11 protein-coding genes are annotated in these 13,658 nt (G+C 72.4%); 2 read left to right on the plus strand and 9 right to left on the minus strand.

From position 1 onward, the window contains the following. Nucleotides 1-69: 69 nt before the first annotated feature. Complete coding sequence (locus ACE3TA_RS16050) at nt 70-975, plus strand: LysR family transcriptional regulator (protein ID WP_374575305.1); 906 nt, start codon at nt 70-72, stop codon at nt 973-975. Nucleotides 976-1,056: 81 nt separating this feature from the next. Here the strand turns inward: ACE3TA_RS16050 and rplS are convergent, their stop codons facing one another. Together rplS and trmD are read right to left on the minus strand one after the other, a co-directional pair. Continuing rightward, on the minus strand, nt 1,057-1,452 hold the full coding sequence (gene rplS / locus ACE3TA_RS16055) for a 50S ribosomal protein L19 (protein ID WP_374575306.1): 396 nt from the start codon (nt 1,450-1,452) through the stop codon (nt 1,057-1,059). Between the two features lie 26 nt (nt 1,453-1,478). After that, nucleotides 1,479-2,189 carry a tRNA (guanosine(37)-N1)-methyltransferase TrmD gene (trmD, locus tag ACE3TA_RS16060; RefSeq protein WP_374575307.1) on the minus strand — a complete coding sequence of 237 codons (711 nt, stop codon included), beginning with the start codon at nt 2,187-2,189 and terminating at the stop codon, nt 1,479-1,481. Between the two features lie 130 nt (nt 2,190-2,319). Between trmD and tesB the strand changes: the two genes are divergently transcribed. Next, nucleotides 2,320-3,177 carry an acyl-CoA thioesterase II gene (gene tesB, locus ACE3TA_RS16065; protein WP_374575308.1) on the plus strand — a complete coding sequence of 286 codons (858 nt, stop codon included), beginning with the start codon at nt 2,320-2,322 and terminating at the stop codon, nt 3,175-3,177. Between the two features lie 23 nt (nt 3,178-3,200). On the opposite strand, the gene rimM is transcribed toward tesB, so the two are convergent. From rimM to ACE3TA_RS16100, 7 genes are all read right to left on the minus strand, one after another. Continuing rightward, entirely contained in the window at nt 3,201-3,707 is a 507-nt protein-coding gene (rimM, locus tag ACE3TA_RS16070; RefSeq protein WP_374575309.1) for a ribosome maturation factor RimM, read from the minus strand. A gap of 27 nt (nt 3,708-3,734) precedes the next feature. Then, nucleotides 3,735-4,202 carry a 30S ribosomal protein S16 gene (rpsP, locus tag ACE3TA_RS16075; protein WP_374575310.1) on the minus strand — a complete coding sequence of 156 codons (468 nt, stop codon included), beginning with the start codon at nt 4,200-4,202 and terminating at the stop codon, nt 3,735-3,737. Between the two features lie 18 nt (nt 4,203-4,220). Next, nucleotides 4,221-5,771, minus strand: coding sequence for a signal recognition particle protein (gene ffh, locus ACE3TA_RS16080; RefSeq protein ID WP_374575311.1), 1,551 nt, complete (start codon nt 5,769-5,771; stop codon nt 4,221-4,223). Between the two features lie 223 nt (nt 5,772-5,994). Next, nucleotides 5,995-6,327: a thioredoxin gene (gene trxA / locus ACE3TA_RS16085; RefSeq protein WP_374575312.1), complete on the minus strand. Its 333-nt coding sequence runs from the start codon at nt 6,325-6,327 to the stop codon at nt 5,995-5,997. 83 nt (nt 6,328-6,410) lie between these two features. Continuing rightward, on the minus strand, nt 6,411-9,884 hold the full coding sequence (gene addA / locus ACE3TA_RS16090) for a double-strand break repair helicase AddA (RefSeq protein WP_374575313.1): 3,474 nt from the start codon (nt 9,882-9,884) through the stop codon (nt 6,411-6,413). Beyond that, nucleotides 9,881-12,940, minus strand: coding sequence for a double-strand break repair protein AddB (gene addB, locus ACE3TA_RS16095; RefSeq protein WP_374575314.1), 3,060 nt, complete (start codon nt 12,938-12,940; stop codon nt 9,881-9,883). Before addB ends, addA begins: the two co-directional genes overlap by 4 nt. After that, nucleotides 12,937-13,635: a nucleotidyltransferase family protein gene (locus ACE3TA_RS16100; RefSeq protein ID WP_374575466.1), complete on the minus strand. Its 699-nt coding sequence runs from the start codon at nt 13,633-13,635 to the stop codon at nt 12,937-12,939. Before ACE3TA_RS16100 ends, addB begins: the two co-directional genes overlap by 4 nt. Nucleotides 13,636-13,658: the final 23 nt, after the last annotated feature.

A 13,658-nucleotide genomic window follows, 5' to 3' on the forward strand; every position in this document is an offset into this window, starting at 1 on the left:
ACGCCGCAAATTCGGTCCGACGCCGGCAAAATTTTGCCGAAGGGCGCGGCGCAGCCTATCTAAGGGCGCATGGCTGGGAGCGGTGCGGACTGGGATCTGTTTCAGAGCCTGCACGCCGTGCTGCAGGCGGGCAGCCTGTCGGCCGCCGCCCGCGGGCGCGGCCTGACCCAGCCGACGCTGGGCCGGCACATCGAAGCCCTGGAGCAGCAGCTCGGCGCGCCCCTGTTCATCCGCAGCCCCCGCGGCCTGCAGCCCACCGAGTTGGCCCTGTCCCTACGCCCGCACCTGGAGGAGATGGCCGCCGCCGCTGGCGCGGCCCAGCGCGACGCCTCGGGCGCGGCCGACCCCGCCGTGGGCTGCGTGCGGCTGACGGCCAGCAACGTTGTGGGCGCCGAGATCCTGCCGCCGATCCTGACGAGCTTCCGCCGCGATCACCCGCGCATCGACATCGAGATGGTGCTGTCCGACCGCAACGAGGACCTGTCGCGCCGGGACGCCGACATCGCCGTGCGCATGGCCCGGCCCACCCAGCAGTCGCTGGTGGCCAGGAAGATCGGCGTGCTGGGCCTGGGGTTCTACGCCACGCCCGAATATGTGGAGCGCTACGGCGCGCCGACGGACATCGAGGCCCTACGGGCGCACACGGTGATCGGCTTCGACACCTTCCCCGCCGGCCTGAAGGACGTGCTGCCGCCGGGCCTGGAGGTGAGCCGGTCCACGTTCGGCTTCCGCTCCGACAGCGACGCGGCCCAGCTCGCCGCGCTCAAGGCCGGGCTGGGCGTGGCCGCGTGCCTGCACGTCATCGGCCGCCGCAACGGCCTGGTGCGCGTCCTGCCGGACATGCAGGTGTTCGAACTGGAGATGTGGCTGGCCATGCACGAGCTGCAGCGGACCAATCCGCGCATGCGCCAGATGTTCGACCACCTGGCCGAGGGGCTCACCGCCGTGGTCGCCGAGAACAGGGCGGACGGCTGAGCGCGCGCCCACGGCCCAAACGAAAAGCGGCGGCCGGATCGCCCCGGCCGCCGCTCGCGTCTCTGCGATGGGATCGAAGCCTTAGGCTCCGGCGTCCGCCTCGCGGTCTTCCTTCTTGACCATCTGGCGTTCGGCGATCCGCGCCGACTTGCCGCGACGATCGCGCAGGTAATAGAGCTTGGCCCGGCGCACGACGCCGCGGCGCTTGACCTCGATGGATTCGATCATCGGCGAGAGCACCGGGAACACCCGCTCCACGCCTTCGCCGAAGGAAATCTTGCGGACGGTGAAGCTCTCGTTCACGCCCGAACCCTGGCGGGCGATGCACACGCCCTCATAGGCCTGGACGCGTTCGCGCTCGCCTTCCTTGATGCGCACGTTCACGCGCACGGTGTCGCCCGGCTGGAATTCCGGAACCGAACGCTTGGCCAGCAGGCGGTCGGCTTCTTCTTTCTCGAGCTCTTGAATGATGTTCATCGTCGTCGTTCCTTGAGTACTGGGCTTTACTCGCCCTTTGCCTGTTGATTGGCGAGGTGCGCCGCCCAGAGATCCGGCCGCCGCTCCCGCGTAGTTTGTTCCCGCTGCGCCTGCCGCCATTTGCGCACTTGCGCGTGGTGGCCGCTCAACAGCACCTCGGGAATGTCGCGCCCCTCGAACGTCCGCGGCCGTGTGTACTGCGGATGCTCCAGGAGCCCGTCCTCGAAGCTTTCTTCACTCAAACTCTCGGCCTGGCCGAGAACCCCCGGCACCAGCCTTACGCACGCTTCGATCGTCACCAGGGCCGCCGCCTCGCCGCCGGCGAGCACCGCGTCGCCCACGGCGACTTCCTCGAACCCGCGGGCGTCGAGCACCCGTTGGTCCACCCCCTCGAACCGGCCGCACAGGACGATCAGTCCGGGCCCTTGAGACCACTCTCGGACCCGCGCCTGGGTCAGGGGCCTGCCCCGGGCGCTCATGTACAAAAGCGGCCGCCCCCGCCGGTCCACGCTGTCCAGCGCAGCCGCGATGACGTCCGCCCGCATCACCTGTCCCGGACCGCCACCCGCAGGGGTGTCGTCGAGGAAGCCGCGCTTATCCTTGGAAAAAGCGCGAATGTCTACTGTTTCCAGCGTCCAAAGCCCCTCCTCGCGCCAGGCCGTGCCGATCAGGGACACGCCGAGCGGGCCGGGAAAGGCTTCGGGAAACATGGTCAGGACGGAGGCGTCGAAGCTCATGGCGCCTTTTGGACCAGCGCGCGGCGAAGCGGAAGGCGCCTAGGTGCGTCGGCCTGCGGGCTTGCCGCCCCCCGCCGCGCCGCGTAAAGCCCAGCGCTTTCGCATTTGCAGCATTTTTCGAGACCCGTTCATGGATACGCCCGAGAGCTTGCCCGAGACCCTGAGGCTGGAGCGGCTGGAGCTGAACCTCTTCCGCGGGACCAGCCCGCGGGGCGGCGGTCCGCGCATCTTCGGCGGCCAGGTGATCGCCCAGTCGCTGCTGGCCGCCTACGAGACGGTGGAGGAGCGGGTCTGCCACTCGCTGCACTGCTACTTCATCCGGCCGGGCGATCCGCGCATCCCGATCGTCTTCGACGTGGACCGCTCGCGCGACGGCGGCACCTTCACCACCCGCCGCGTCGTCGCCATCCAGAACGGCAAGCAGATCTTCAACCTGGCCGCCTCGTTCCAGGTGGTCGAGGACGGCTTCGAGCATCAGACGCAGATGCCCGACGTGCCCGACCCGGAGACCCTGCCGGACGAAATGGCCGAGCGCGCCAAGCATGCAGAAAAGATGCCCGAGGAGATGCGCAAGTGGGTCATGCGCCCGCGCCCGATCGAGATGCGCGGCGTCGACGGCGATCCCTACTTCGGCGACGAGGCCAGGGACCCGAAGAGCATGGTGTGGATCCGCGCCAAGGCGCCGATCGGCGACGACGCGCACATGCACCAGGTGATCCTGGCCTACGCCTCGGACATGAACCTGCTCTCCACGGCGATGCGTCCGCACAAGGTGCACTGGGACACGCCGGGCATGCAGTCGGCCAGCCTCGACCACGCCATGTGGTTCCACAAGCCGTCGAACTTCAACGACTGGCACCTCTACGTGCAGGACAGCCCCTCGGCCGCCGGCGGCCGCGGCTTCATCCTGGGCTCGATCTACGACCGGCAGGGCGTGCTGGTGGCCTCGGTGGCCCAGGAAGGCCTGATCCGGATGCGCAAGGGCTGAACGAAGCGCCGGCTCGGGGGGCCCTATTCGGTCTCCTCGGGCCGCACGGCCACGAGCTTGCCCTCGGCCAGCCGCACCTCGGGCACGGCGTCCTTGGTGAACGGCAGCCACCAGGTGGCGCCGCCCTCGGCCGGGTCGATCTCCAGGAGATCGCCGGCGCCGAAGTCCTGCACGGACTTGACCTTGCCGATCGCCTGGCCGGCGGGGTCTTCCACCGAAAGGCCGATCAGGTCGGCCAGATAGAACTCGTCCTCTTCCGGCGGCGGCAGGCTGTCGCGCGGGATGAAGAGCTGCAGGCCGCGCATCGCGTCGGCCTGCTCCTTGGTCTCGATCTCCTTGGCGCGGGCGATGATCCCGCCCTTCGCCGGGCGCGCGGAGACGATGGTCAGGGCCTTGGCCCCGTCCTTGCGCAGAAGCTCCCGATAGCGCCCCAGCGCCATCGGGTCCTCGGTGTAGGTGGTGATCCGCGTCTCGCCGCGCACGCCGAACGCGCCGGCGAGACGTCCGACCAGGATGAGGCGGTCAGCCATGACGCGGGACCGCCCCGATCACCCGGCTCAGCCTTCGGCCTGCTCTTCGGCGGCTTCGGCGGCCGGAGCCTCTTCAGCCGGAGCTTCGGCGGCGGGGGCTTCCTCGGCGGCCGGCTCTTCGGCCGGGGCGGCGGCGGCTTCAGCGGCCGCGGCGGCGCGGTCGGCTTCGCGCTGGGCGCGCTCTTCGGCGCGTTCCTTGGCCTTCTGGCCGGGCTCGGCCTTCTTCGGGTTGTTGCCGGCCTTCCACTGCACGACGCCGGCCGAACCCAGGAAGCGGGCCACGCGGTCGGTCGGCTGGGCGCCCTTGGCGATCCATTCCTGGATGCGCTCGAGCTTCAGGGTCACGCGCGCCGGATCGTCCTTCTTCAGGAGCGGGTTGTAGGCGCCGACCTTCTCGATGAAGCGGCCGTCGCGGGGCGAATGGCTGTCGGCCACCACGATCGAGTAGTAGGGACGCTTCTTGGCGCCGCCACGGGCGAGACGGATCTTCAGCATTTTAAGTCCTTGTGAGTTCTAGGATTTCTTGAAGGGATTGAAGCCGGGGGGCATGCCGCCGCCACCCAATCCAGGTAGTTGGCCGGGAAGTTTCGGAGCGCCGCCCGGGCCGCTCAGGCCCGGCAGCTTGGCGCCGCCGGCGAGCTTGCCCAGCTCCTCCAGTTGCGCCGGATCGGGCTGGGGCAGCTTGCCGCCGCCCATGGCCTTGAGCCGGCGGTCCATGCCGCCCCCGCCGAGCATGGCGGCCATCTGGGCGAAGCCCTTGCCGCCGTTGCGGCTCATCATCTTGAAGGCGTCGGACATTTGCCGGTGCTGCTTGAGCAGGCGGTTGACGTCGGCCACGTCCACGCCGGCGCCGGCCGCGATCCGCCGCTTGCGCGAGGCTTGCAGGATGTCGGGCTTCTTGCGCTCGGCCTTGGTCATGGAGGAGATGATCGCGGCCTGGCGGTCGATCGTCTTGTCCGAGACGTTGGCCTCGGCCATCTGCTTCTTGACCTTCTGCACGCCGGGCAGAAGGCCCATCAGGCCTTCCATGCCGCCCATGCGCTTCATCTGGGCGAACTGCTCGGCCATCATGTCCAGGTCGAACTGGCCCTTGGCCAGCTTCTTGGCCATGGCCTCGGCCTTGGCCTGGTCGAGCTCCTCGGCGGCCTTCTCGACCAGGGCCACCACGTCGCCGCGGCCCAGGATCCGGCCGGCCACGCGGGCGGCGTCGAACACGTCCAGGCCGTCGATCTTCTCGGAGACGCCCAGGAACTTGATCGGCAGGCCGGTGACCGCGCGCATGGAAAGCGCCGCGCCGCCGCGCCCGTCGCCGTCGGCGCGGGTCAGCACCAGGCCGGTCAGCGGCAGGCGCTCGTGGAAGGCCTTGGCCGTGCGCACCGCGTCCTGGCCGGTCAGGCTGTCGGCCACCAGCAGGGTTTCGGCGGGCGTGGAGATCTTCGCGATCTCGGCCGCCTCGGCCATCATCGCCTCGTCGATGGTGGTGCGGCCGGCGGTGTCGAGGATCAGGACGTCGTAGCCCTGCAGCTTGGCCGCGCTCATCGCCCGCCGGGCGATGTCGGGCGCCGACTGGCCGGGCACGATCGGCAGGCTCTCGACACCGGCGGCCTTGGCCAGGGTGGCGAGCTGCTCCATGGCGGCCGGACGGCGGGTGTCCAGCGAGGCCAGCAGCACCTTCTTGCGGTCCTTGGCCAGCTTCAGCGCCAGCTTGCCGGCGGTGGTGGTCTTGCCCGAGCCCTGCAGGCCGGCCATCAGGATCACGGTCGGCGGGTTGAGCGCCAGGTTCAGGCCCTCGGCCGTCTCCCCGCCCAGCATCTCCACCAGGCCGTCGTAGGTGATCTTCACCACCTGGTCGGCCGGACGCACCGAGCGCAGCACCGCCTCGCCGGTGGCGCGCTCCTTGGCCTTGGCGATGAACTCGCGCACCACCGGCAGCGCCACGTCGGCCTCGAGCAGGGCGATGCGCACCTCGCGCAGCGCCTCGTCGATGTCCTTCTCGGACAGCACCCCGCGCCCGCCGAGGCGGTCGAATACGCCGGATAGCCGCTCTGTCAGTGCGTCAAACATCAAGACTCCTGTGGCCCAAACGCGATCAACCCCCGTGGACGATCACGTCGACGGGGGGCCTCGCCGTCCTCGTCCGGATATAGGAACCGGGGTCGTGACGGTGGAGGGCGCTGACCGAAGTTGCGCCGGAAGGGCGCGCTTATGCGCCTTTCACCAGGGTCTGGTCAAGAAAAGAGGCGGATCGGGCCGGTCGCCTGCGATCCGCCTCGAAACATTCGGCCGCTCAGGCCGGCTGGACGCCGGCCTCGTTGAGCCATTCCAGGATCTTCTGCTTGGGCATGGCGCCGACCTTCATCGAGGCCATCTGGCCGCCCTTGAACAGCATCATGGTCGGGATGCCGCGCACGCCGTAACGCGAGGGCGTGGTCGGGCTTTCCTCGATGTTGAGCTTGGCGATGGTCACATGCTCGCCGAGCTCCTCGGCGATCTGCTCAAGGGCCGGGGCGATCTGCTTGCAGGGGCCGCACCACTCCGCCCAGAAATCGACGAGCACGGGCTTGTCGGCCTGAAGGACGTCCTTCTCGAAGCTTTCGTCGGTGATCTTCACGGTGCTCATGAAAAGCTCCCTTTCGCGCCGGCTCTTGCAACGCCGGCCGGCTTAGCGTCGAAGCGCGCATGTAGGCTGCCCACCCGAAGGTATCAACCGTTACGGCCCAGGTCGGCAATGGATTCAACCATCAGGAATTCTGGAACGGCCATCAGCCTCGGCCCGTCCGTCCAGACGAGCGCCGCCTCAATTTTGTGCTGCGGAAACACCTCGCCGAGCACGGCCGCATAGATCGCCATCTGTCGCAGATAGGCCGGGTCGGCCGCCTCGATGCGCTCGGGCGAGGGCCGGTTGGTCTTGAAGTCGGCCACCAGCACGCGGTCGGGCAGCACCACCAGCCGGTCGATGCGCCCGCTGATCCTCAGGCCCGCCGGCAGGCTGGGGGCCGAGCCGGCGATGGCCACCTCGGCGCGGCTGCCGGGCCCGAACACCTCGGCGAACTGCGGATCGTCCAGCACGCCGAAGGCGGCCGTGACCATCTCCGCGCGCTGGGCGTCGGTCAGGTCGCGCTCGCGGGCCAGGATCGCGCGCGCGGCGTCCGGGCGGGCGTCCGGCGGCAGGTCGGGCAGGATCTGCAGCAGCCGGTGGATCAGGTCGCCCCGGCGGAAGCGGCCCAGGCCGCCCACGGCCGACAGCGGCGAGGGGTTCGGCGCATGGTCGCTCTGGCCCAGGGTCGAGGGCGAGGCGTAGCGGGGAAAGGCGGCGGCGGCCGCTTCCAGACGCGCCCAGCCCGGCGGGGCCGGCGCCCCGGCCGGGCCGGCCGCGGCCCCCGGCCCCAGCCGCTCGGGATCGGGGCCGAAGCGGGTGGCGGTGACCTCGCCGCAGGCCGCTAGCGCGGTGTGCGGGGCCACGGTCTCATGGGCGAAGGCGTTGCGGATCAGGCCCCACCAGCCCTTCAGCGTCTCCTCGCGGCCCCGGCCGGGCAGGCGCCCGCACAGCACCAGCCGGTCGCGCGCGCGGGTCAGGGCCACATAGAGCAGGCGAAGGGCCTCTTCCTCCTCCTTGCGCTTGCGCGCTTCGCGGGCCGCGGCGGAGGCGGCGCAGTCGGCCTTGCCGCTGGCGCACCAGAGGAACCCGCCCTCCGCCGTCTGCAGCAGGGGCGAGCCCCGCGCCCCGCCCTCCAGCGTCGTTTCCGGCAGGAAGACGATCGGCGCCTCCAGGCCCTTGGCGCCGTGGGTGGTCATCACCCGCACCTCGTCGCGGCCGGCCTCCATCTCCCGCTTCACGGTGATGTCCAGGTCGGCGAACTCGGCGCACAGCCGCTCCAGGTCCTCCACCCCGCGCGCTTCGGCGGCCAGCACCTGGGCGAGGAATTCGTCCAGGGCGTCCTCGGCCTCCGAGCCCAGGCGGGTGAGCAGGCGCGCGCGCATCGACCGGCCGGCGGCGTCGGCCAGGCCCAGGACCCGGCCGTAGAATTCGAAGGGCCGCCTGGCCGCCGCTTCCGCCCTTGCTTGAGCCAGGAAGGCGAAGGCCGAGCTCCAGTCGGCGGTCTCGCCCGCCCGCGCGGCCAGCGCTGCCCACAGCGAGCCCTTCCGGTCCTTGGCCAGCGCATAGAGGCTCTCGTCCTCCACGTCGCAGAACGGGCTGCGCAGCAGGGCCGCCAGGGTCAGGTCGTCGGCCGGGAACAGGACGAAACGGGCCAGGGCCACCAGGTCGTCGAAGATGATGTGCCCCGACAGCGACAGCCGGTCGGCGCCGGCCACCGGGATCTTGGCGTGCTTCAGCGCGCGCAGGATCTCCTCGAACAGCACCCGCCGCCGCCGCACCAGGATCAGCACGTCGCCGAAGCGGGCCGGCCGCCAGGCCCCGCCTTCGCCGATCTCCTTGTCGAACACCGCGTCGCCCCGGCCGACCAGATCGGCGATCTCGCCGGCGATGGCCCTGGCCAGGCGCTTGTTGGCGCTGGCCTCGCTCTCGATGTCCAGCGGCGCGTCCCAGGCCTCGCGCTCGTCGGCCTTTTCCTCGGCGAACAGCGGCCACAGGTCCACGCAGCCGCGATGGGTCTCGCGCATGGCCAGGTGCCGCACCTTGTCCTCGCCGCTCGGCGGCGGCACCCCGGCCAGGGTGTCGGGGTCGTCGAACACCGCGTCGACGAAGCGCAGCACCTCCACCGTCGAGCGCCAGGACGCGGTGAGCGGCACGCTTTGGCCGCGCCGCCCGGCCGCGGTGATGCGCTCCAGGTGCATGCCGGTCTCCGCCAGCAGACGCTCGGGCGCCGCGCCCTGGAACGAGTAGATCGACTGCTTCTCGTCGCCGACGACGAACAGGCTGCGCTCCGGCCCGCCTCGCTTCGGCAGGCCCTCGCCGGCGAAGAACTCGGCGGTGAGCGCGCCGATGATCTCCCACTGCTCGGGGGCGGTGTCCTGGGCCTCGTCGACCAGCACGTGGTCGATGCCGTTGTCGAGCTTGTAGAGCACCCAGGCCGCGTCCGGCCGGGCCTTCACCAGGTCGCGGGTCTTCTCGATCAGGTCGGCGAAGTCGAGGGCGCCGGCGGCGGCCTTCTCGATGGCGTAGGCGTCCAGATAGGCGCTGGCCAGCACCAGGGCGTAGGCCGTGTCCCAGGCGATCCTGGCTCCGCGCAGCCGCTCGCGGGCCTCGGCCAGCCGGTCCTGCTCGGACAGCAGCGCCATGCGCAGGCCCTCGTGCGCCTTCAGGCCGCTGGTCTTGGCGACCCAGGCGGCGGGCGTCCCCTCGCCGCGCTCGGTGAACAGGCAGGCCAACGCGGCCGAGAGCGTCGCCTCCGGATCGGCCGCCACCGCGCGCAGGGCCGCCGCATTGGCCTGGTCGGTCTTGCCGCCGCCGCCAAGGGCCTCGGCGACCTCCAGCCACAGGCGCCGGTCGAGGCCGGCCATGGCCTCGGCCTCCAGCGCCTCCACGTCCGCGGCGCCGTCCGGGAAGCCGCAGGCGGCCCAGGCCGCGGCGATCGCCCCGGCGAGGCCGCCGGCCGCCTCCAGGTGGTCGCCGAGCGCGCCGCGCTGGGCCTCGAAATTGCGGAAGAGGGCGTGGAAGCTGGCGAAATCCAGGGCCACGGAGAAGCGGGCGTAGGCCTCGGCCACCGGGCCCTCGCCCTTCAGCGCGTGGCGCGCCACGGCCCTGCGCGCCGCCTCGGCCACCGCGGCGGAGGCCGCGTCGTCCATCACCCGGAAGGTGGGCGAGATGCCGGCCTCCAGCGGAAAGCGCCGCAGGAGCTTTTCGCAGAAGGCGTGGATGGTCTGGATCTTCAGCCCGCCGGGCGTCTCCAGGGCGCGGGCGAAGAGCGCGCGGGCGACGGAGAGCGCGCCGGCGTCGTAGTCGGCCTCGGGCCTACCCTCCAGTTTGGCCAGGTCGGCGCGCAGGCGCGCGTCCGGAGCCACCGTCCAGCCGCCCAGGAGGTTGAACAGCCGCCGCTGCATCTCCGCGGCCGCGGCCTTGGTGTAGGTCACGCACAGGATGGTGTCCGGTTCGGCCCCCGCCAGCAGCAGGCGCGCCACCCGGTCGATCAGGGTCTTGGTCTTGCCCGATCCGGCGTTGGCGGTGACGAAGGCGTTGACGGCCGGATTGGCGGCCAGGCGCTGCGGGTCGCTCATTCGCCCGCCTCCTCGTCGCCGCTGGTCGACCATTCGAACACGCGGGCCAGGTGGTCGTGGTCGCCGTGCCGGTCGCGCACGAACTGCGGCGCCGTGCGCGAGACGTAGGGCCGGTCGGGATCGTCGAACGCCTCGATCAGCCGGAAGAGTCCCTCCAGGGCGTGGGCGGCGGCCATCGCCGCCTCGTCGCCGGCCGTGGCGCGCACCTCCTCGCGGCCGGCGGGGCGGCGGCCGGTGATCTCCAGATAGGTCAGCTCGCCCGGCTCCAGGCGGCCGAGCTCTCGAAAGCCGCCGTGCATCAGGATCGCCGCGGTCAGGGTGAGCTGGGGCGAAAAGCCGGTCTTCACCACCTTGGGCGAAGGCGCCTTGCCGGTCTTGTAGTCCAGGATGTGGCCGAAGCCGGCCGGGTCCTTCTCGATGCGGTCGGCACGCGCGGTGACGGTGAACGGCCCGCCGGTGGTCAGGATGGTGTGCTCGCCCTCCAGCTCCACGTGGATCTCACGGCCGTCGGCGCGGCGGCGCGCCTCCAGCTCGGCGACCCAGGCGGCGGCCTCGCGGGCCAAGGCCGCTTCCCGCGCCAGGGCCTCCGGCGGCATGCCCGCCTCTTCCAGGGCCTGGAGATAGAGCGCCTCGAACCGGGCGGCCGCGTCGGGCGGCAGGGCGCTGGGAAAGGCCTCGGCAAAGCGCTCGAAGGCGCTGTGGATCGCCGTGCCGCGGGCGCGGGCCTCGACCGGTTCGTCCGGGCGGTCGAGCTTGTGCAGCTTCAGGATATCGCGCGCCCACACCGCATAGGGGTCGCGGGTCAGGGCCTCCACCCGGGTGACCGCCAGCTTGCGCGGCCGGTCCGTCGTGGGCGGGCGCGGGGCCGGCCTCTTGGCCGGGCTGTAGGCGGCCGGCGCGTCCAGGGCGCGGGCCCAGGCCAGCACGTCGGGCCGGCCGGGGATCTCCACGCCCGCGCCGCGCGCCAGGGTCTCCAGCCGCCACAGCCAGCGTGACTTCACCGCCGGCGAGCCGCCACGGCGCTCGGCGTGCAAGAGGATCACCTCGGGCGCGCAGGCGGCCTGGGCGAAGTCATGGGCCGAAAGGCCGACGCGCCGCTCCGGCGGCGGCAAGCCGAGCCGCGTGCGCATGGGCCGCGACAGGAACGGGTCCAGCGGCGCGCCCTGGGGCCAGACCCCTTCCTCCAGTCCGGCCAGGATCAGCCGGTCGGCCCGCACCAGCCGCGCCTCGATCGCGCCCAGGATGCGAATCTGCGGGTGGGTGGCGCCGCCCGTGCGCACCGTCTCGTCGGCGATCAGGCGCTGCAGCAGTTCGCAAAAGCCCCGGCGATCGACGCTGGGCAGGCCGTCGGCTTCGGCCATCAGGGCCGCGATCAGCCGGCCGAGCGCCTCGCCGCCCGGCCCGGCCCAGAGCTCGCCGACATCGCCGTCCGGGCCGGCCGCCAGGGCCTCCATGGTCTCGGCGACGGCGCGGGCGGCCTGGGCGACGGGGATCTCGTCGCCCGCGAAAGCCGTCTCCAGCGGCGCCAGCAGGGCTTTCATCCGCGCGGCCAGGGCGCTCGCGGCCTCGAAGCCGGCGGCCAGCGGCGCCCTGTCCTTCTTGAGCGCCTCGGCCCGGCCGCGGGCGAGGCGGCTCTCCAGGGCCTCCCAGCCCTCCGTGCGCGGTCCACGCAGCCCGTGGCGCTCCAGCGCCTCGATCTGGCGCGCGCGGGTCTCCGGATCGAGCCGCAGGCGCGCCATCGGGTGCTTGGCGATCGCCAGCAGGTTCACCGGATCGAGCGGGTCGAGCGCCGCCCGCGCCACGAGTTCGGCCAGCACGGCGCAGCGGGCGCCGGAGAGGGCGTAGCCGGCCGAGGAGTCCGGGACCACGCCCCAGCGGGCGAGCTTCAGGGCGACGCGCCGGGCCAGCGTCTGGTCGGGCGCCACCAGGGCGGCGGTCTTGTCCGGCGTCTCCAGGGCCTCGCGCAGCAGCAGGGCCGCGACCGTGGCGGCCTCCTCCTCGGCGCGGGCGCTCACCAGGCTCAGACCGGACAGGCCCTCGCTCAAGGGATCGACGCCGTCGGCCTCGCCCTCGGCGCGCAGCGCCTCGATGACGTTCAGCCAGTCGGCGGTGGCCTCGGGCGGGCGCAAGGCCTCGTTGACCACCCGCCGCCGCCAGCGTCCGCGGCTCTCGAAGCCGGCCGAGGCGGGCCAGTCGCGCACCGCCTCGCGCCCCACGCCGGCGCGGGCCAGCAGGCGGCGCATGGCGCCCTGCGGATGCTGTTCGCCCACCTGCGCCCAAGCCGTGTCGGCCAGGCTCTCGTCCAGGCCCGGCAGCACCACGCAGCCCTGCGGCGCGGCGGCGATCACGGCCAGGAGGTCGGCGGTGGCCGGCGCGGTGCCGGTGGAGCCGGCGGCGACCAGCACGCCCTTCGGCGGATGGTCGCGCCACTGCTCGGCCAGCCGCCGCAGCAGGGCCACGCGCCGGGCGCTGACGTCGGCCACGCCGAGCTCCGCCAGCCGTTTCGGCCAGGCCTCCAGCGCGTGCTCGAGGAACTCGCGGGAGATGCGCCAATGCTCGGCGAGGTCGGCCTCGACCAGCTCGGCGAGCCCGCCGGAGGGGTCGACCTCCTCGATCTGCAGGCTGTCGAGGAACCCGCCCAGGGCGTCGGCCAGTTCCAGCGCCGCGCTCGGGCTGAGCGAGCGGCCCAGCAGCGCCTCGCCGCCCTTCACCAGCCGGGTCAGTTCGAACCTGCGGCGCAGCGGCTCGATGGCGGAGGGCAGGTCCAGCGCCAGGTCGCCCGGTTCGAACGGCGGCTCGCCCTCGTCCAGGTCGCCGACGGGGCGGATCTGCGGCGGCAGCACCGCCCGGCCCCCGGCGGCGGCCACGAAACCGTCCGCCAGGGCCCTGGCCCCGCGCCGGGTGGGGGTGAGCACGATGGCCTGGGACAGGGCGTCCGGCCCGAGCGGCGTCAGCGCCTCGTAGAGCCCGCGCGCCAGGTCGGCGACGAACGGCCGGTGGGCGGGGATGTTGAACCAGCGCGGCCCCGGCCTGTCGAAGAGGCCGCCCGCGCTCATGGCGTCTCGGCCAGCCTCGCCTCGGCCGCCTCGCGGGCCCCGGGGTCGCCCACGTGCATCCAGAAGCCGTCCATCACCGCGCCGAACAGCCGCCCGTCGGCGGCCGTGCGCCGCCAGACCGGCACCATGGAGAAGGCGCCGTCCGGCGCGTCGTCCAGCACCTGCGGCCTGATGATCTGCACGCCGACGAAGGCGTAGGGCGTCGGCGGCTCCGGCTCGGCCGAGTGCATCAGCCGGCCCTTGGGGTCGCGGAAGAAGCCGCGCGGCCCCTCGAAGCCGATCCCCTGGCCGCGCGGCACCAGGAGCAGGCAGATGTCCATGCGCTCAGGGTCCCACAGGGCCTTCATGGCCTCCAGCGCCGGGGTCTGCCCCTCGATCCACAGGGAATCGATGTTGGCCACCCAGATGGGCTCGTCGCCCAGCAGGCCGCGGGCGTGGCGGATGCCGCCGCCGGAATCCAGCAGCTCGGCGCGCTCGTCCGAGATCAGTATGCGCGGGTGCGTGCGGCCGGCCAGGTGCGCCTCCATCTGGTCGGCGAAGTGATGGACGTTGACCACGGCGGTCTCCACCCCGGCCGCGGCCAGGCGGTCGAGCACGTGGTCGATCAGGGCCTTGCCGCCCACCTCCACCAGCGCCTTGGGCCGGGTGTCGGTCAGCGGGCGCATGCGCGTGCCCAGGCCGGCGGCCATCACCATGGCGGTCTTCGGGCCGGGCAGGC

The organism is Phenylobacterium sp. (genome assembly GCF_041916435.1).
GTDB lineage: Bacteria > Pseudomonadota > Alphaproteobacteria > Caulobacterales > Caulobacteraceae > Phenylobacterium.